This window comes from Methylobacterium sp. UNC300MFChir4.1, assembly GCF_900110155.1.
Classification (GTDB): domain Bacteria; phylum Pseudomonadota; class Alphaproteobacteria; order Rhizobiales; family Beijerinckiaceae; genus Methylobacterium.
On record NZ_FOCS01000002.1, the window covers coordinates 67277 to 86294 of the forward strand.

A 19018-nucleotide genomic window follows, 5' to 3' on the forward strand; every position below is an offset into this window, starting at 1 on the left:
GGACACGGGCGCGCCAGCGCACCGCTCTCCGAGCGGTCCGGGTCCTCGATGAACGCAGGCCGACGGACGTGTCCTCCCGGACCGGCCGGATGGCCTGCGGCAAGAGGCCGGGCGCGTGGCGCCGACGGCTTGCGGGCATGAAACATGCTCGCGGGTTCTTGGCTGCGGACGGGTTCGAGGGAAGGACGAGACGAAGCATGTCACAACGCAGACCCGCCGACGAGTTTGCTGCGTCCACGGCCCTGGCTGCCGCCCCCCGCGGCGGCGCGATGCCGCTCATCGTGCGCGACCCCGCCCTCCCGAAAGCCCAGGGTTCCTACGATCCGGCCCGCGAGCGCGACGCCTGCGGCGTCGGCTTCATCGCCGACATGCACGACCGCCGGACTCACGCGATCGTCGAGCAGGGTCTGAAGATCCTGGAAAACCTCGATCACCGCGGCGCTGTGGGTGCCGATCCCAAGATGGGCGACGGCTGCGGCATCCTCACGCAGATCCCGCACGGCTTCTTCGCCGAGGAGTGCTCGCGCCTCGGCTTCGAGCTGCCGCCGGCGGGCTCGTACGCCATCGGACAGTTCTTCATGCCGAAGGCGGAGGAGCCGCGGGCGATCATCCAGGAGATCGTCGAATCGTCCCTGGCCGCCGAGGGCCTGCCGCTCCTCGGCTGGCGCGACGTGCCGGTGGACCCGGAGGATCTCGGCGACGCCGTGAAGGCGACCGAGCCGCACCACCGTCAGGTCTTCATCGGCCGGCCCGCCTCGGTCACCGACCAGGACGCGTTCGAGCGCCGGGTCTACGTCGCCCGCAAGGTGATCTCCAACAAGGTCTACGGCCTCGACGACCCGCGGGTGAAGGAGTTCTACCCGGTCTCCGTGTCGACCCGGACCATCGTCTACAAGGGCATGGTGCTGGTCACGCAGCTCGGCGGCTACTTCCTGGACCTGAAGGACGACCGCTTCGTCTCGGCTATCGCCCTCGTCCACCAGCGCTTCGCCACCAACACCTTCCCGACCTGGCGGCTCTCGCACCCCTACCGGATGGTCGCGCATAACGGCGAGATCAACACGCTGCGCGGCAACGTCAACTGGATGGCGGCCCGCCAGGCGAGCGTCGATTCCGACCTGTTCGGCAACGACATCTCGAAGCTCTGGCCGATCTCCTACGAGGGCCAGTCCGACACCGCCTGCTTCGACAACGCCCTCGAGTTCCTCGTGCAGGGCGGCTACCCGCTCGCCCACGCGATGATGATGCTCATCCCGGAGGCCTGGGCCGGCAACCCGCTCATGAGCGATGAGCGGCGCGCCTTCTACGAGTACCACGCCGCCCTGATGGAGCCGTGGGACGGTCCCGCCGCCGTGGCCTTCACCGACGGCCGCCAGATCGGCGCCACCCTCGACCGCAACGGCCTGCGCCCGGCGCGCTACATCGTCACCGACGACGGCCTCGTGGTGCTCGCCTCCGAGATGGGCACCCTGCCGATCCCGGACGAGAAGATCGTCCAGTCCTGGCGCCTGCAGCCGGGCCGCATGCTGCTGATCGACCTGCAGAAGGGCCGCATCGTCTCCGACGAGGAGATCAAGGGCGAGCTCGCCGCCGCGCATCCCTATGCCGACTGGGTCAAGAACACCCAGATCGTGCTGGAGGACCTGCGCCCGGTGCAGCCGCGCGAGTCCCGCGGCGACGTCAGCCTGCTCGATCGCCAGCAGGCCTTCGGCTACACGCAGGAAGACCTCAAGCTGCTGATGCAGCCCATGGCCGTTACCGGCCAGGAGGCGGTCGGCTCCATGGGCACGGACACGCCGCTCTCGGCCCTCTCCGAGAAGTCGAAGCTGCTCTACACCTACTTCAAGCAGAACTTCGCGCAGGTCACGAACCCGCCGATCGACCCGATCCGCGAGGAGGCCGTGATGAGCCTCGTCTCGTTCATCGGGCCGCGGCCGAACCTGCTCGACATGGAGGGCGCGTCCCGGCGCAAGCGCCTGGAGGTCCGCCAGCCGATCCTCACCAACGCCGATCTAGAGAAGATCCGCTCGATCGGCCATTTCGAGGATCGGTTCGACACCAAGACCCTCGACATGACCTACCCGGCCGAGACCGGCGCGGCGGCCATGGACGGGGCGCTCGACCGCCTCTGCGACCGCGCCGAGGCAGCGGTGCGCGGCGGCTACAACATCATCGTGCTCACCGACCGGGCGGTCGGGCCGGATCGGATCCCGATCCCGGCGCTGCTGGCCACGGCGTCCGTGCACAATTACCTGATCCGCAAGGGGCTCCGGACCTCGGTCGGCCTCGTGGTCGAGTCGGGCGAGCCGCGCGAGGTGCACCACTTCGCCTGTCTCGCCGGCTACGGCGCCGAGGCGGTGAACCCGTACCTCGCCTTCGAGACGCTGCTCGACATGAAGGACGAGTTCCCGCCGGATCTCACCGACGACGAGATCATCTACCGCTACATCAAGGCGATCGATAAGGGCCTTCTGAAGGTGATGTCCAAGATGGGCATCTCCACCTATCAGTCCTATTGCGGCGCGCAGATCTTCGACGCGGTCGGTCTGAACTCGACCTTCGTCGGCCGCGACTTCTTCGGCACGGCGACGACCATCGAGGGCGTCGGCATGGCGGAGATCGCCGAGGAGACCGCCCGCCGACACCGCGACGCCTTCGGTGACGCGCCGGTCTACCGGAACGCCCTGGATGTCGGCGGCGAGTACGCCTACCGCCTGCGCGGCGAGACCCACACCTGGACGCCCGACACGGTGGCGACGCTGCAGCACGCGGTGCGCCTCAACGTGCCGGAGCGCTACCGCGAATACGCCGAGCTGGTGAACCGCCAGGAGCACCAGCTGAAGACGCTCCGCGGCCTGTTCCGCATCAAGTCCGCCGCCGAGCTCGGTCGCGCGCCGGTCCCGCTGGACTCGGTCGAGCCGGCCTCCGAGATCGTCAAGCGCTTCGCCACGGGCGCCATGTCGTACGGCTCCATCTCCAAGGAGGCGCACGAGACGCTCGCCATCGCGCTGAACTCGTTCGGCGGGCGATCGAACTCGGGCGAGGGCGGCGAGGAGGTCGAGCGGTTCAAGCCGCTGCCGGACGGGCGCTCGCGCCGGTCCGCGATCAAGCAGGTCGCCTCCGGCCGCTTCGGCGTCACGACGGAGTACCTCGTCAATTCCGACATGATGCAGATCAAGGTCGCGCAGGGCGCCAAGCCCGGCGAGGGCGGCCAGCTGCCCGGCCACAAGGTCGACGCCAAGATCGCCAAGGTCCGCTACGCCACCCCGGGGGTGGGCCTGATCTCGCCGCCGCCGCACCACGACATCTACTCGATCGAGGATCTGGCCCAGCTGATCTTCGACCTGAAGAACGTGAACCCGTCGGCGGACGTGTCGGTGAAGCTCGTCTCCGAGGTCGGCGTCGGCACGGTCGCGGCCGGTGTCGCCAAGGCGCGGGCCGACCACATCACGATCTCGGGCTTCGACGGCGGCACCGGCGCGGCGCCGCTGACCTCGCTCAAGCACGCGGGCGGACCCTGGGAGACCGGGCTGGCCGAGACCCAGCAGACGCTGGTGCTGAACGGTCTGCGCGGCCGCGTCGCCCTTCAGGCCGACGGCGGCATCCGGACCGGGCGCGACGTGATGATCGCGGCGCTGCTCGGCGCCGACCAGATGGGCTTCTCGACGGCCCCGCTGATCGCGGCCGGCTGCATCATGATGCGCAAGTGCCACCTGAACACTTGCCCGGTGGGCGTCGCCACCCAGGATCCGGTGCTGCGCAAGCGCTTCAAGGGCACGCCGGAGCACGTGGTGAACTACTTCTTCTTCGTGGCCGAGGAGGTGCGGGAGATCCTCGCCTCGCTCGGCTTCACGAAGCTGGAGGAGGCGGTCGGCCGGTCCGACGTGCTCGACAAGGTCGAGGCCATCGCTCACTGGAAGGCGCGCGGGCTCGACTTCACCAAGCTGTTCCACCGGCCGAAGGTGGCCGAGGGCACGGCGATCCGCCACGTGGAGGTGCAGCACCACCCGATCGACACGGTCCTCGACCGGCGCCTGATCGAGAAGGCGCAGCGCGCGATCGAGACCGGCGAGCCGGTGGTCATCACCGACACCATCCGGAACTCGGACCGGGCGGCGGGCGCGATGCTCTCCGGCATGGTCGCCAAGGCGCACGGCCACGAGGGCCTGCCCGACGACACGATCGTGGTGAAGCTCGCCGGCACGGCGGGCCAGAGCTTCGGCGCCTGGGTGGCGGCCGGCGTGACCGTCGAGCTGACCGGCCACGGCAACGACTACGTCGGCAAGGGTCTGTCGGGCGGCAAGCTGATCATCCGGCCGAGCGACGCGCTGAAGTCGCCGCAGGACCGGACGATCATGGTCGGCAACACCGTGCTGTACGGGGCGATCGCGGGCGAGTGCTACATCCGCGGCTCCGCGGGCGAGCGCTTCGCGGTCAGGAACTCCGGCGCGATCACGGTGGTCGAGGGCATGGGCGACCACGGCTGCGAGTACATGACCGGCGGCGTGGTCGTGTCGATCGGCGAGACCGGGCGCAACTTCGCGGCCGGCATGTCGGGCGGCATCGCCTACGTGCTCGATGAGGACGGCTCCTTCTCGGCGCGCTGCAACCTGTCGATGGTCGACCTGGAGCCGGTCGAGGAGGAGGACGACCTGATGCGTCGCTTCCACCAGGACGGCGACCTGGAGACCAAGGGGCGGGTCGACATCCTGGCCGACATGTCCGGGCACGACGAGGAGCGGCTGACGCAGCTCATCACCAACCATCTCAAGTACACGGGCAGCCCCCGCGCCAAGGCGATCCTCGACGACTGGAGCGGCTACCGCACCAAGTTCGTGAAGGTGATGCCGGTGGAGTACCGCCGGGCGCTTCGCGAGATGGAGATGGCGCGGATGCCGGTGGCCGCCGAGTAGGCGACTTCCTGAGACCGGGCGGGCTCCCGCCCGGTCACGCACCCACACGAGACGACGACGCGGGCAGCGCAGTCAGAGACTGGCCGGCCCAGGGGCTGACCAATGGGCAAGATCACAGGCTTCCTCGAGTTCGACCGGCAGGAGCAGAAGTACCAGCTTGCCGCCGACCGAGTCCGGCACTTCCGCGAGTTCACGCTCCCGCTCGACGAGCACGACCTGACGAAACAGGCCGCGCGCTGCATGGATTGCGGCATCCCGTTCTGCCACGGGCCGACGGGCTGCCCGGTCCACAACCAGATCCCGGACTGGAACGACCTCGTCTTCCAGTCGGATTGGGAGGAGGCGTCCCGCAACCTCCACTCGACGAACAACTTCCCGGAGTTTACCGGCCGCGTCTGCCCCGCGCCCTGCGAGGAGGCGTGCACGCTCAACCTCGAGAACCAGCCGGTCGCCATCAAGACGATCGAGCAGGCGATCGCCGACCGCGCCTGGAACATGGGCTGGGTGAAGCCCGAGCCGGCGCAGACCCGCACCGGCAAGCGCGTCGCGATCGTGGGCTCCGGACCGGCCGGTATGGCGGCGGCGCAGCAGCTCGCCCGCGTCGGGCACGACGTCCACGTGTTCGAGCGCGAGCCGAAGGCGGGTGGCCTTCTCCGCTACGGCATCCCGGACTTCAAGATGGAGAAGCGCCACATCGACCGGCGCGTGCGCCAGATGGAGGCCGAGGGCGTCGTCTTCCACTACAACCAGAACATCGGTGTGACGAAGTCGGTCGACGAGCTCAAGGCCGAGTTCGACGCCGTGATGTTCTGCGGTGGCGCCGAGGATCCGCGCAACCCGCAGCTTCCCGGCCAGGACCTCGAGGGCGTCCACTACGCGATGCCCTACCTCGTCCAGTCGAACCGGCGGGTGAGCGCCGAGCCGATGCGCGGCAACGGCGAGCAGCCGATCCTGGCCGCGGGCAAGAACGTGGTGGTCATCGGCGGCGGCGACACCGCCTCCGATTGCGTCGGCACCGCGTTCCGCCAGGGGGCCCTGTCGGTGACGCAGCTCGACATCCGCCCGCGCCCGCCGGAGCGGGAGGACAAGCTCACCGTGTGGCCCTACTGGCCGACCAAGATGCGGACCTCGTCCAGCCAGGCGGAAGGCGCGGAGCGCGAGTTCCAGGCCGCGACCCTGCGGCTCGAGGGGAACAAGAAGGGCCAGCTCACCGGCGTGGTCTGCGCCCGCGTCGATGCCAAGCGCCAGCCGATCGCCGGCACCGAGTTCGTGCTGCCGGCCGACCTCGTCTTCATGGCGATCGGCTTCGCGGGCTCGGTCCAGAAGGGGCTGCTGGAGCAGTCCGGGGTCGGCGTCGACAAGCGTGGCAATGTCGAGGCGAACGAGGACGACTACCGCACGTCGGACGCGAAGATCTGGGCCGCCGGCGATATGCGGCGCGGCCAGTCCCTGGTGGTCTGGGCGATCCGCGAGGGCCGTCAGGCGGCGCGTGCCATCGACGAGATGCTGATGGGCGCGAGCGTCCTGCCGCGCTGACGGCCTGCTGAGAGCGCGCGAAGGGTCCGCCCGGCTCAGCCGGGCGGCCAGCGGAAATCGTCGGCTCGGCCGGGCTGCGGCATCGGCGCGTTGCCGCGCAGCAGCGTCCGCTCCACGGTCCCGGAATTGTCCGGATCGCGCGGACGGCCATTCAGCAGCGCGCCGCCGGGCGACACCTCGCTCCGGCTCAACGGTACCACGGGGCCGGCCGCGGGCTTCACCGGGAGCGCCGGCACACCGGGCGGCTCCGGCAGGCTCGGCAGCATCGCGGTGATCTGACGATCGATCGCCGCGGTATCGGTGGCCGGCGCGGTACCGTCGAGGCTCGGCCCGGGTGTCGCGGGCGGTGCGGTCGGCGCCACGGTCGCGGTCGGCGACGGCTCGGCCGTGCCCGGCACCGCGCCCATCAGCCGCTTCAGCTCGACATCGGCGAAGTGGGCCAGCTTCCGATCGCCCGCCTTGGTGAAATGGACACCGTCCGCGGTGCGGAGCTTGGCGATCTGGCCTTCCGGATCCGGGCCCGACGCCGCGTACCGGTCCCGGTCGTCGACGAAGCCCGGCCAGATATCGACGTAGGTCCCGCCGGCCTTGGTAACGGTGTCCCGGACGATGTCGTTCAGGGAAGCGAGGTCCCGGCTCAGGGACTCGCTCTGGACCGGCGGCAGACCGACCCAGATCAACGGGATCTTGCGGTCGGTGAAGACTTTCGCCAGCGCCTCTACCCGGGCGCGGTAGAGGGCGCGCCAGCGGTCCGTGAGGGGATCGGCCGTCTCGTCGCCCTCGCGGATCGGCTGCCGATCGTTGGCGCCCAACATCACCAGGGCGTAGCGCACCTTCGCGTTGCTCTGGAGGTAGTCCTGCGCGACCTTCGGCCAGTCGACCACGTCCTTGCGCACCAGACCGCTGTCGCCCTTCGCGCGGTCGATCACGGCGACGTCGGCATTGTCCTCGAACACGTCGTCGAGGCCCTTGGCGAGATGGTCGGCGAGGGAATCGCCGAAGACGGCGATCTGGACGTTCGGCTCGGTCTTGGCGACCGCGGGCTTCGGCGGTGTCGGCGCCCGGGCCGGACGGACCCGCCGCTTCACCGCGGGGGGCGGACGCTGCGCCTCTCCGGTCGCGTAGGGATTGGTTCGCTGGCGCGGGGCCCGGTAGGTGCGCTCCGGCTGCGGCGCCACCGGCTGCGGCCTGTCCTCCCAGGGCCAGTAGAACTGGCGCGGCGCCTCCTGCTGCGGCGCGTAGCGGGGCTGGCGCCCGGACGTCCCGTCGTCGCGGTAATAGGCGTCCCGCGGCCGCCGGCGCGGCGGCGCCTGGTAATAGGTGCCGCCCTGCTGCTGCTGGTAGCTGTCGCCCCACTGCGCGCGGGCCGGACCGCCCCCGAAGGTCGACACCTCCGCGAGCCCCAACAGGACCGAGAGCCCGAGAATGAGGGTGCGTTCCGAAGGACGCCGACGAGCGAGGACCATGCGCATCCCGTACGCTTTACGCCAAACCGGGCCCGTTCGGACCGCGGCCACTATAGGTGGAAGCCGCGCGCGGGTCTAAACCTCTCGCCGGGCTCAGCGTCGCGGCGCTGCCTTCCCGGCCACGCGGGCGAGCAGGGCCGGCGTCGCGTACCCGTCGGCCGGCAATCCGACGCTGATCTGATAGCGCCGCACCGCCTCGCGCAGCTTCGGGCCCGCGCGCCCATCCGTCGGCCCGTCGTAGAAGCCGGAAGCCGCGAGGCCGGTCTGCAGGGCGCGGAGGCCTGGCCCGTCGAGGCGGGCTCCGGCGGGCCACGGCGCGGCCAGCGGCGGACCGCCGGCGAGGCGGTCGGCAAGGTGACCCACCGCCAGCGCGTAGGAATCCGAGGTGTTGTAGCCCCGGACCACCTCGAAATTGTCGGTGATCAGGAAGACCGGCGCGCCGAGGCCTCCGGGCAGGAACAGGCTGGCGCGCCCGGCCCCCGGCAGCGGCTGCCCGTCGGTGCGGCGAACGCCGCGCTCGGCGAAGCTCGCGAGATCGCCCGCGTAGCGGCTCAGGTCGAACTCCTTCGGCAGGCGCACCTCGTAGCCCCAGGAGAAGGTCGGATTCCAGCCGAGATCCTTGAGATAGGCGGCGATCGAGGCCAGCGAATCCGCCGCGCTGGTCCAGATGTCGCGCCGGCCGTCGCCGTCGAAGTCGACCGCGTGGGCCAGGTAGGTGGAGGGCAGGAACTGCACCTGACCCATCGCGCCAGCCCAGCTGCCGCTCATCCGGTCGGGCGCGATGTCGCCGCGCTGCAGGATCGTGAGGGCGGCGAGGAGCTCGTCGCGGAACAGGCTGCCGCGATGCCGCGCCTCGGCGAGCGTCGCCAGCGCCCGGACGGTCGGGACGCTGCCCGCACTCGCTCCGAAATCCGACTCGACGCCCCAGAACGCCATCACCACCGGACCCGGAACGCCGTAGCGGGCCTCGATCGCCGTCAGGGTCGACGCGAGGGTGGCGGCGCGGTCGCGGCCGCGCGCGATGCGGCCGGCCGAGACCGCGCCGACGAGGTACTCCCAGACAGGCCGACTGAACTCGCTCTGGCGGCGGGTTCGCGCCAGGATTCCGGGATCAGGTCCTGTGATCCCGCGGAACGCCGCGTCGAAGGTCGCGGCGGAGACGCCCCGTGCCGCCGCGTCCGGACGCAGGGCCTCGACGAACGCCCGGAAGGCGTCCTCGGCGCGGGCCGGGCCGGTCGCGAGGCTCGCCGCCCCGGCCAGGATCCATCGACGGGAATGCATCCGGTCAGATCCGATTGCGCTTCTCCAGGCGTTCTTCCCAGGCGAGGGCTTGGCCGACGATGGCGTCGAGGTCGTCGTGCCGGGGCTGCCAGCCCAGGCGATCGCGGATGCGCGCCGCCTCGGCGACGATTTGGGCCGGATCGCCGGGTCGGCGCGGGCACAGCCGCACCTCGAAGTCGCGGCCCGAGATCCGCTTCACGACCTCGACGACCTCGAGGACCGAGTAACCGCGCCCGTAGCCGCAGTTCAGCGTCAGGCTCTCGCCACCGGATCGTAGATGGTCGAGGGCGAGGCGATGCGCCTCCGCGAGGTCAGAGACCTGGATGTAGTCGCGCAGACACGACCCGTCCGGGGTCGGGTAATCGGTCCCGAAGACGTCGAGCCGGGCGCGCTGGCCGAGCGCCGCCTGCGTGGCCACCTTGATCAGGTGCGTGGCGTTGGGCGTCGACTGGCCGGACCGTCCCTCCGGATCCGCGCCGGCGACGTTGAAGTAGCGCAGGACCACGTAGGAGAAGCCGTGCGCCGCGGCGGCGTCGGCGATCATCCACTCGCTCATCAGCTTCGAGCGGCCGTAGGGATTGATCGGCTTCAGCGGCAGGTCCTCGGGAACCGGCGAGGCCTCGGGCTCACCGTAGACGGCCGCGGTCGAGGAGAAGATGACATTCTTGACGCCGGCACGCACCGACGCCTCGATCAGCGCGCGGGTCTTCACCGTGTTGGCGAGGTAGTAGCCCAGGGGGTCGGCTACGGATGCAGGCACAACGATCTTGGCGGCGAAGTGGGCCAGGGCATCGATGCGGTGCTGCAGGATGGTCTGCGTCACGAGGGCCTGGTCGGCCACGTCGCCGACGACGAGCTTCACACCCTCTGGGACCGCCCAGTCGAAGCCGGTGGAGAGATCGTCGAGGACGACGACCTCCTCATGGCCGGCGTCGAGGAGCGCCAGCACCATGTGGCTGCCGATGTAGCCGGCACCCCCCGTCACCAGAACCGCCATCTCGCCCTCACTGCCGCCATCCCGGCAACTGCTTACGCCTTTGCAGACGGGAAATTTACGCCCCGCCGCCTCATACTAACGATGTACATGCTTGCGACGGCTCGCGTTAAGCTATCTCACTGACCGCACAGCTGACCACGTCGTTCCATCCAGTTCCGGGGTTACCGCTCGATGAAACCGATCCGCAAGGCCGTCCTCCCCGTCGCGGGCCTCGGCACGCGCTTCCTGCCCGCCACGAAGGCGGTCCCGAAGGAGATGCTCACGGTCGTCGACCGGCCCGTGGTGCAGCACGTCGTCGACGAGGCGCGCGCGGCCGGGATCGAGCACTTCATCTTCGTCACCGGCCGCGGCAAGGCGGTGATCGAGGACCATTTCGACATCGCGTTCGAGCTCGACCACACCCTTCAGGAGCGCGGGAAGACGGCCGCCTACGAGGAGCTGAAGAAGGACCTGCCGAAGGCCGGCCAGACCAGCTTCACCCGCCAGCAGGCGCCGCTCGGCCTCGGCCACGCGGTGTGGTGCGCCCGCGAAATCGTCGGCGACGAGCCGTTCGCGGTGCTGCTCCCCGACATGCTGAGCCGCGGCTGCATGCAGCAGATGCTGGCCGCCTACGATCGCCACGGCGGCAACATCATCGCCGTCGAGGAGGTGGCGCCCGAGGAGACGCACCAGTACGGCATCGTCAGCGTGGGCGAGACCTACGGCCAGTCCTTCCAGATCACCGGGATGGTCGAGAAGCCCAAGCAGGGCACGGCGCCGTCGAACTTCATCATCTCCGGGCGCTACATCCTCCAGCCCGAGATCTTCGGGATCCTCGAGCACGGCAAGAAGGGCGCGGGCGGCGAGATCCAGCTCACGGACGCCATGATCGACCTGATGGAGAAGCAGGCCTTCTACGGCATGCGCTACGAGGGCCGGACCTACGATACCGGCTCGAAGCTCGGCTTCCTCACGGCGAATCTCGCCTACGCCCTGGAGCGGAACGATCTCGCAGGACCCCTGCGGGCCGAGATCGAGAAGTTGCTCAAGAGCCAGGGCTGAACGGCGCTGCGGGCGCGGATCCGATCACCGCGCCCCGCTAGGCGACACGTGCGACCGCATCGGTTCTCGCTCTCGTTCGAGCTATGCCTGCACGCGGCGACGCGCGGCGGCCAGCGAACGCGCTTCAGGTATGCGCGCAGAGCGGCCGCAGCGGGCGAATTGCGCTTGCTTCTTGTGCGGCGCACTTTAGTTTGTGCGTTGCGAGATCGCGATGGCGTCGCGGTCTCGCTGCCCTTCTTGGGCGTTTCCTCCCTAGACTTCGGGCCGCTCCTTCGGGAGTGGCCTTTTTTCTTTCCGGCATACCGCCGCTCTTCTTCGTGAACGGTCGGGGCAGCGCCCCTATTCCGCGGCCATCCGGCGGGGGACGATATCGTCGAGGTCCTTGGCGACATCGGCGACGACGCCGCGCAGCGCCTCGACCAGTGCCGGGAAGCCCGCCGTCATCGCGAGGCTGGCCTCGTTCATGTAGAGACCCCGATTCAGCTCGATCTGGAGCGCGTGGCGGTCGAGGTTCGGCTCGCCGTAATGCTCCGTGATGAAGCCGCCGGCGTAGGGCTTGTTGCGGACCACGCGGAAACCCCGGGCCCGGAACGCGGCCTCGAATCCGTCGATCAGGACGGGTGCGCACGCCGTGCCGTAGCGGTCGCCCAGCACCACGTCGGCTTTCATGTCCGGATCGCGGCCGAGGCTCGAGGACGGCATCGAGTGGCAATCGACGAGCATGCAGTGGCCGTGGGTGCGCGCCGTGCGCTGGACCAGTCCGCGCAGTGCGCGATGATACGGCTTGTACAGGCTCTCGATCCGGGCGGTCGCCTCGGCGACCGGCAGGCGCCGGGCGTAGATCTCCTGGCCGTCGGCGACGACCCGGGGCACGGTCCCGAGACCGCCCGCGACGCGCATCGACCGGGTGTTGGCGAAGGGCGGCAGGCGCCCCTCGAACATGCGCGGGTCGAGTTCGTAGGGCTCCCGGTTCACGTCGAGGAAGGCGCGGGGGAAGTTGGCCCGCAGGAGCGGCGCGCCCAGTCCGACGACCGATCCGAACAGGCGGTCGACGTGGGCATCCTCGGAGCGGCGCAGGGTCAGCGCGTCGAGCCGCGAGGCCGCGATGAAGTCGGGGGGGTAGACGGCCCCGGAATGACCGGTATTGAAGACGAAAGGCAGGGTGTGCGCCGCGGGCTCGTCGACCGCGAAGGCCGGGGCAAATCCGAAGGCGTCTGGCTGTACCGGTTCGGTTGCAGTCATCGGCTGGTGGACACCCCGGCGGTTGAACGAGGACGGCAGGCGCTCACTGTGGTGTGCGATCGATCGCCTGTCCACTCCGCACCGGCGGCCGACGCAGTCGCCCGGGAGACACGCGGCGGCGGCTGCGCGCTCCATCCTAACACCTTGTTTACCATCGCCTCCCTTTATGGGATCAACTTCTCGACTCGAAGGCTCGGATCCGGCCGATGAAAATCCTGCTGGCGGAAGACGACAACGACATGCGCCGGTTTCTGGCCAAGGCGCTGCAGAACGCGGGCTACGATGTCCTGTCCTTCGACAACGGCCTCTCCGCCTACAACCGGCTGCGCGAGGAGCCGTTCGAACTGTTGCTGACCGACATCGTGATGCCCGAGATGGACGGCATCGAGCTGGCCCGCCGCGCCACCGAGCTCGATCCCGACATCAAGGTGATGTTCATCACCGGCTTCGCGGCGGTCGCCCTCAACCCGGATTCGAAGGCCCCGAAGGACGCCAAGGTCCTGTCGAAGCCCTTCCACCTCCGCGATCTCGTCAACGAGGTCGAGAAGCTCCTGGCCGCCTGATCCTGCCGGTGCTTCGTCGACGGCGCGCGCGCGTTGCCCTGTGACCACACGGGCATAGGCAAGGCGCGCCCCGCGCTCCTATATGTCCCGAGTTCACGCGCGGGACGACGATCGCGATGCAGCCGGTCACAATCTACACCACGGCCTGGTGTCCTTACTGCTCGGCGGCCAAGAGCCTGCTGAAGGAGAAGGGCGTCGCCTTCCAGGAGATCGACGTCGAGCGCGTGCAGGGCGCCCGGTCCACCATGGTCGAGCGCGCCGGCGGCCGCACCAGCGTTCCCCAGATCTTCGTGGGCGCCACGCATGTCGGCGGCTGCGACGACCTGTACGCCCTCGATCGCGCCGGCAAGCTCGACCCGCTGCTCAAGGACACGGCCGATGCCTGAGCCCCGCTTCACGGCTGCCTGCGTGCAGATGCGGTCGGGGCGCGACCCTGCCGCCAATCGCGACGCGGCCGTGGCGGGCGTGCGCGAGGCGTCGGCGCGGGGCGCGGCCTACGTGCAGACTCCCGAGATGACGTCCCTGGTGGAGCGAAGCCGCGAGCGTCTGTTCGCCCACGTCACCACCGAGGAGCAGGACCCGACCCTGGCGGCGCTCCGCGAGGCCGCGCGTCAGACCGGAACGGTCGTCCAGATCGGCTCGATCGCGGTCAGGGCCGGCGACAAGATCGCCAACCGCGCCTACCTGATCGGCGCCGACGGGGAGATCCTGGCCTCCTACGACAAGCTGCATCTCTTCGACGTCGACCTGCCGAGCGGCGAGCGCTGGCGGGAATCCGCGACCTATTCCGGTGGCGCCTGCGCGGTGCTCGCCGAGACGCCGTGGGCCACGCTCGGCCTGACGATCTGCTACGATATCCGCTTCCCCGCGCTGTACCGCGCCCTCGCCGAGGCGGGCGCCGACGTGCTGACGGCCCCCGCCTGCTTCACCCGGCAGACCGGCGAGGCCCACTGGCACGTCCTGCAACGGGCCCGGTCCATCGAGACCGGCGCCTTCGTGATCTCGGCGGCGCAGGGCGGTCGGCACGAGGACGGGCGCGAGACTTACGGCCACTCGCTGATCGTCGATCCCTGGGGCCGGGTCCTGGCCGATGCCGGAGGGGACGAGCCGGGGATCATCATGGCGGAGATCGACCTCGCGCAGGTCGCGGAGGCCCGGGCCCGCATTCCCTCGCTGCAGCACGGCCGGCCCTTCACCGTCGAGCGCGTCGGTCCGCGGACTCGGGCCGCGCAGTAGTCATCACAGCAAGCAACAGAATGATCCGGTACAGTCTCGTCTGCGATGCCGGGCACGGCTTCGAGAGCTGGTTCCCGTCGTCCGATTCCTACGACACGCAGGTCGCGCGCGGCCTCGTGACGTGCCCGGTCTGCGACAGCGCCATGGTCAGCAAGGCCCTGATGGTGCCGAGCGTCGCCCGCACGGATCGGGAGCGCGCGCCGCCGCCGATCCCGAAGGCGGAGGCGCCGGTGACCATGATCGCCGAGCCGGAACGTCAGGTGCGGGCGATGCTGCGCGCGCTCCGGGAGCACGTCGTGGCTAATGCCGAGCATGTCGGGGCGCGCTTCCCCGAGGAGGCGCGCAAGATCCACTACGGCGAGGCGGAAGGGCGTTCGATCTACGGTGAGGCGAGCCCCGCGGAGGCGCGGGCCCTGATCGACGAGGGCATCGAGGTGGCGGCGATTCCGATCCTGCCCGACGACCGGAACTGATCGGCCTCGCCGGTCCGCGCGCGTCAGGGACGCAGCGCGGCGGTCCCCGCGAAGGAGGCCAGCACGGCCGAGATCGCGGCGCTCCAGCCGGCGAGCGACACGCCCAGCACCCGGAGCGCGGCCACCGAGCAGTCGACCACCTTCGTGGTCTGCAGGCTGTTGAGGAAGTCGCCGACCTGGCCCGGATTGGCGCCGGTGCCGCCGCCGCAATCGGCGGGTCCCTGCCAGAAGCCCCATTCCGCGCCGGCGTGGTAGACCCCGATCCCGGCCCCGTAGAGCAGGCCGAGGGCCGCGAGCCCGAGGGCGATCCGCGCCAAGCGCTCCGGCAGGAACAGGGCCAGCAGACCCAGCGGCACGGCGGCGTAGTAGGGCAGCCGCTCGGTCAGGCAGAGCTTGCACGGCGCGTAGCCGTATCCGTACTGGAGGACGAGCGCGGCCCCGACGGTGAGGGCGGAGGCGATCGCGAGCCAGAGGCCAGCGGTCTTGAGGCGCAGGGCAGCCGCCGTGTTCATCGCTACAGGATCACCTTGAAAAGCAGGAAGCCGAGGACGATGACGGCGACGGAGATCGCCGCGACCGCGTTCAGGTGCCGGTCGAGCACGCCGCGAATCTGGACACCGTAGCGGCCGAGCAGTCCGGCGAGAATGAAGAAGCGGGCGCCGCGGGTCACGATCGACAGGATCGTGAACCAGAACAGGCTGTAATGCGCGAAACCCGACGTGATCGTCACGAGCTTGTAGGGGATCGGCGTGAGCCCCTTCAGCAGGATCACCCAGTGGCCGTAGCGCGCGTAGGAGTCCTGGAAGGTGGCGGCCGAGTTCTGCAAGCCGTAGAGGCGGATGAGCCACTCACCGACGGAGTCGAACAGCAGGGCTCCGATGGCGTAGCCGACCAGACCGCCGAGGACCGAGGCGACCGTCGTGATCGTGGCGTAGAACCAGACCCGATCCGGCCGGGCGACCGCCATCGGGACGAGCATCACGTCCGGTGGAACCGGAAAGAAGGAGCTTTCGGCGAAGGCCACGGCACCGAGCGCGTAGGGCGCAGATGGCCGGTCACTGAGGGCCAGGATCCACGCGTAGAGCCGGCGGAGCATTCAAGGTCCCGGATTATGAGATCGGCCGCCCTTTGAGCATAGGCGCCCCGCCTTGGCCAGATCGCCGACCGACGCAAAACAACACTTGGCCGGAGCCGCCGACCTATGCGAAGAGCGCTGGCACGCGGGTATGGCGGAATTGGTAGACGCGGGCGACTCAAAATCGCCAGCCGCAAGGCGTGGGGGTTCGATTCCCTCTACCCGCACCACGGCGCCACCGATCACCGCGGGACTTCGCCGGACAGCCGGACCGTATCCGCGTCGCGTACACCGATCCCGTCCATGACAAGCGCGATTCCGTCGCTCTGACGCCGCGTGGCTCGGCCCCTATCTTCGCCCTCACGCGGCGGCGGGGCCGGTCGTTCAGACGGGGCAGGGGCGTGAACGAGCAAGGAATTGTCGCGGTCCTCGGAGCCGGCATGGCAGGCGCGGCCGCCGCGCGCCGGCTGGCCGAGGCGGGCTTCCGCGTCCGGGTCTTCGACAAGGGGCGCGGGGTCGGGGGACGCATGGCGACCCGGCGGGTCGGTGAGATGCAGTTCGACCACGGCGCGCAATTCATGCGTGCGCGCGGGCCCGCCTTCGCGGCCGAGCTCGGCCGGTGGACGCGGCTGGGCATCGTTGCGCCCTGGGCCGGCTCCGACCGCCATGTCGGCGTGCCGGGCATGACGGAGCCCGTCCGCGCCCTGCTCTCGGACCTTCCGGTATCGAGCGCGACGACCGTCGTGCGGCTTCGACGGCAGGGAGCGCGCTGGCACCTCGAGGACGCGGCCGGCATCGTGCACGGCCCGTTCGACGCCGTCGCGATCACCGTCCCGGCCCCTCAGGTCAGGACGCTGCTCGAGGCATCGGGCGTCGCGTTGCCCGGTGTCCGGCGCGCCACCTATGCGCCGTGCTGGTCGCTCATGGTGGCGACGGAGACGCGACCGCGGGATGTCCTCGTCCAGCCTCGGACCGATCCGATCGGCCTGATCGCGCACGATTCCGCGAAGCCCGGGAGGCCTGCGGGCTCGCGGCTCACGGTGCACGCGACGCCCGCCTGGTCCCGCGGACATCTCGAGGCCCCGCGCGAGGCGGTCATCGCCGCGCTTCTCGGAGCGGCCGAGGACGTCCTCGGCGCCACGCTCCGGCCGTCCCACGCGGAGGCGCATCGCTGGCGCTACGCCCAGGTCGAGACCGCCCTCGAGCAACCCTGCCTGTACGATCCGGACCTGCGTCTCGGGGCAGGCGGGGATTGGTCCCTCGGCGCCCGGATCGAGGCGGCCTACGACAGCGGTCAGGCACTGGCCCGGTGCCTCCTGGCCGATCTGGGACGGCCCGCGTGATCCCGCCGATTGCCTTCCATCCGGCCTACGAGGCGCCGCTCCCGTCAGGCCACCGGTTCCCGATGCGCAAGTACGGCCTGCTCGCCGAGACCTTGGTCGCCAAGGGTCTGGCGCCCCTAGGCTTCGTCACGCCGGAGCCCGCCAGTGCCGAGATCCTGCTACGCGCCCACGATTCGGCCTACGTGGACGCGGTGCTCGCCTGCGATGTCGGCCGGGACATCGAGCGGGCGATCGGCTTGCCGGTCGACGCCGCCCTTGTCCGCCGCTCCCGCGCCTCGGTGGGCGGCACCCTCTTGGCCGGGCGCCTCGCCCTCGCGGAAGGCCTCGCGGGCAGCGCCGCCGGCGGCAGCCACCACGCGCGGCGCCGGCAGGGCGCCGGTTTCTGCGTGCTGAACGATGTCGCGGTGGCGGCCCGCACCCTCCAGGCCGAAGGTCTGGTCCGGCGCGTCCTCGTGGTCGACCTCGACGTGCATCAGGGCGACGGGACCGCGGACTGCCTCGCCCTCAGTCCCGACCTGTTCACGCTCTCGATCCATTGCGAGAACAACTACCCGGCCCAGAAGATCGCCGGCGACCTCGACATCGGCCTGCCCGACCGGCTCGACGACGCCGCCTATCTCGATGTCCTGCGCGCCCGCCTGCCGCCGCTCCTCGACGCGTTCGCGCCGGATCTCGTCTTCTATAACGCGGGCGTCGATCCCCATCGGGACGACCGTCTCGGCCGTCTCTGCCTCACCGATGACGGACTGCTCGCCCGCGATCGCTACGTCGTGGCGCAGGCCCGCGCCCGTGGGATCGCGCTCGCCGCGGTGATTGGCGGCGGGTACACGCACGATGTCGAGGCCCTGGCGCGCCGTCACGCCCTGGTCTTCGAGGCGCTGGCCGCCGAGGCGGCCGCGGGATCGACGCTCGCGTGAGATGATGCGCGGGAAATCTGCGCGAGTTCTCGGGGTGAGACCGGATTGCATCACGCGACGGTCGATATGCAGTCCTCGGGTTCACGGGAAAGGTTTTGGGAAGGGCTCCGGTCGAGGATGCGGGGCAGGCGGATTGATGAGGCGGATCCGCTGCTCGCACTCGATGACGCCGTTGGGGATCGACCATGCTCGCGCGGGTCTGGGACGTGGTGAAGGCGACGCTGGCGGTGTCGGCCCTGATCGCCGCCGCCCTCGTCTCGGCGGACAAGCTCGATCGCCAGAGATCACAACCGGTCGTCGGCGCGGCTCTGGTCGAGCCTGCGACGACCGGTGCGATCGCACCGGCGATACGTCCGTGACGTCAGCGGCCTTTCGCTCCGCGGCCGCGAACCTGCGTCAGATTGAAACAAGCACGACGGGATATCTTTTCCGGCCTCGGCGTTCTCGCCGGACGCCGAGGCTTGGCCGCTCGCGGCCCCGATCCGCTCAGGAGACATCCTTGATGAAGTCCGCCACTTTCGCCCTCCTCGCGGTCTTGGTCGGCACGGCGCCCGCGCTCGCGGAGACCGGCGCGGACCGGGCCGCCTGCACGCCGGACGTGATGCGGCTGTGCGCCGCCCAGATCCCGAACGCGGGGGCGATCACACTCTGCCTCCGCGAGAAGCGGGTGTCGCTGAGCGGTGCGTGCCGGACGGTGGTCGACCGGTCCGACCGGCCGGCCCGCGAGATCGCGAACCGCCGATAGCGCGACACCTCGGCAACCTGCCACGAGCGGCCGGGCCTCGCCGGTGAAGTGCCGACCGCGACGACGCGGCGGCGATCGCGCTGTGAACCGGTCGCAAAGGCGCGGTCAGGCCGCCTGCGGAGGCGCGCATCGCGCGAAGGTCAGGGGGCGCGGCCGACACGCTCTGCCGTGTCTGCTCGGCCCGACCGGA

17 protein-coding genes and 1 tRNA gene are annotated in these 19018 nt (G+C 70.2%); 12 read left to right on the plus strand and 6 right to left on the minus strand.

All coding sequences use genetic code 11. The features are described 5' to 3' along the window. The first annotated feature begins 269 nt into the window (after positions 1-269). Together gltB and BMY19_RS03740 are read left to right on the plus strand one after the other, a co-directional pair. Positions 270-4913: a glutamate synthase large subunit gene (gene gltB, locus BMY19_RS03735; protein WP_244534843.1), complete on the plus strand. Its 4644-nt coding sequence runs from the start codon at positions 270-272 to the stop codon at positions 4911-4913. A 102-nt stretch (positions 4914-5015) separates the two neighbouring features. Further along, the gene (locus tag BMY19_RS03740) at positions 5016-6449 is read left to right on the plus strand and encodes a glutamate synthase subunit beta (RefSeq protein ID WP_020091416.1); all 1434 of its coding nucleotides are present in this window, start codon (positions 5016-5018) and stop codon (positions 6447-6449) included. Between the two features lie 35 nt (positions 6450-6484). On the opposite strand, the gene BMY19_RS03745 is transcribed toward BMY19_RS03740, so the two are convergent. From BMY19_RS03745 to galE, 3 genes are all read right to left on the minus strand, one after another. Next, positions 6485-7915 (minus strand): SGNH/GDSL hydrolase family protein, encoded by a 1431-nt coding sequence (locus BMY19_RS03745; protein WP_100251113.1) that lies wholly within the window; start codon positions 7913-7915, stop codon positions 6485-6487. Positions 7916-8008: 93 nt separating this feature from the next. Beyond that, positions 8009-9196, minus strand: coding sequence for a lytic murein transglycosylase (locus BMY19_RS03750; protein ID WP_100250894.1), 1188 nt, complete (start codon positions 9194-9196; stop codon positions 8009-8011). Positions 9197-9200: 4 nt separating this feature from the next. After that, entirely contained in the window at positions 9201-10193 is a 993-nt protein-coding gene (gene galE / locus BMY19_RS03755) for a UDP-glucose 4-epimerase GalE (protein ID WP_100250895.1), read from the minus strand. A gap of 171 nt (positions 10194-10364) precedes the next feature. Between galE and galU the strand changes: the two genes are divergently transcribed. Further along, entirely contained in the window at positions 10365-11234 is an 870-nt protein-coding gene (gene galU / locus BMY19_RS03760; RefSeq protein WP_020091420.1) for a UTP--glucose-1-phosphate uridylyltransferase GalU, read from the plus strand. 339 nt (positions 11235-11573) lie between these two features. On the opposite strand, the gene BMY19_RS03765 is transcribed toward galU, so the two are convergent. After that, positions 11574-12476, minus strand: a complete 903-nt coding sequence (locus BMY19_RS03765; RefSeq protein WP_100250896.1) for an N-formylglutamate amidohydrolase — start codon at positions 12474-12476, stop codon at positions 11574-11576. Positions 12477-12682: 206 nt separating this feature from the next. Between BMY19_RS03765 and BMY19_RS03770 the strand changes: the two genes are divergently transcribed. From BMY19_RS03770 to BMY19_RS03785, 4 genes are all read left to right on the plus strand, one after another. Then, positions 12683-13039, plus strand: a complete 357-nt coding sequence (locus tag BMY19_RS03770; protein ID WP_003603128.1) for a cell cycle two-component system response regulator CpdR — start codon at positions 12683-12685, stop codon at positions 13037-13039. Between the two features lie 116 nt (positions 13040-13155). Further along, on the plus strand, positions 13156-13425 hold the full coding sequence (gene grxC, locus BMY19_RS03775) for a glutaredoxin 3 (protein WP_020091422.1): 270 nt from the start codon (positions 13156-13158) through the stop codon (positions 13423-13425). Continuing rightward, a complete protein-coding gene (locus tag BMY19_RS03780) occupies positions 13418-14275 on the plus strand; it encodes a carbon-nitrogen hydrolase family protein (RefSeq protein WP_100250897.1) in 858 nt (285 codons plus the stop codon). Before grxC ends, BMY19_RS03780 begins: the two co-directional genes overlap by 8 nt. 20 nt (positions 14276-14295) lie before the next feature. Continuing rightward, positions 14296-14748, plus strand: a complete 453-nt coding sequence (locus BMY19_RS03785) for a DUF1178 family protein (protein WP_100250898.1) — start codon at positions 14296-14298, stop codon at positions 14746-14748. 23 nt (positions 14749-14771) lie between these two features. Here the strand turns inward: BMY19_RS03785 and BMY19_RS03790 are convergent, their stop codons facing one another. Both BMY19_RS03790 and BMY19_RS03795 read right to left on the minus strand, forming a co-directional pair. Beyond that, positions 14772-15260 carry a disulfide bond formation protein B gene (locus BMY19_RS03790; RefSeq protein ID WP_100250899.1) on the minus strand — a complete coding sequence of 163 codons (489 nt, stop codon included), beginning with the start codon at positions 15258-15260 and terminating at the stop codon, positions 14772-14774. Positions 15261-15262: 2 nt separating this feature from the next. Further along, the gene (locus tag BMY19_RS03795) at positions 15263-15844 is read right to left on the minus strand and encodes a YqaA family protein (RefSeq protein WP_056522002.1); all 582 of its coding nucleotides are present in this window, start codon (positions 15842-15844) and stop codon (positions 15263-15265) included. Positions 15845-15968: 124 nt separating this feature from the next. On the opposite strand from BMY19_RS03795, the gene BMY19_RS03800 reads away from it, so the two are divergent. From BMY19_RS03800 to BMY19_RS03815, 5 genes are all read left to right on the plus strand, one after another. Further along, a tRNA-Leu gene (locus BMY19_RS03800) sits at positions 15969-16053 on the plus strand. A gap of 171 nt (positions 16054-16224) precedes the next feature. After that, on the plus strand, positions 16225-17166 hold the full coding sequence (locus tag BMY19_RS03805; RefSeq protein ID WP_280141600.1) for an NAD(P)/FAD-dependent oxidoreductase: 942 nt from the start codon (positions 16225-16227) through the stop codon (positions 17164-17166). Continuing rightward, complete coding sequence (locus tag BMY19_RS03810) at positions 17163-18083, plus strand: histone deacetylase family protein (protein ID WP_170862900.1); 921 nt, start codon at positions 17163-17165, stop codon at positions 18081-18083. The genes BMY19_RS03805 and BMY19_RS03810 overlap by 4 nt, the downstream gene beginning before the upstream one ends. Positions 18084-18268: 185 nt before the next feature. After that, on the plus strand, positions 18269-18442 hold the full coding sequence (locus BMY19_RS30765) for a hypothetical protein (protein ID WP_020091429.1): 174 nt from the start codon (positions 18269-18271) through the stop codon (positions 18440-18442). 143 nt (positions 18443-18585) lie between these two features. Beyond that, positions 18586-18828: a hypothetical protein gene (locus BMY19_RS03815; RefSeq protein WP_020091430.1), complete on the plus strand. Its 243-nt coding sequence runs from the start codon at positions 18586-18588 to the stop codon at positions 18826-18828. The last annotated feature ends 190 nt before the right edge of the window (positions 18829-19018 follow it).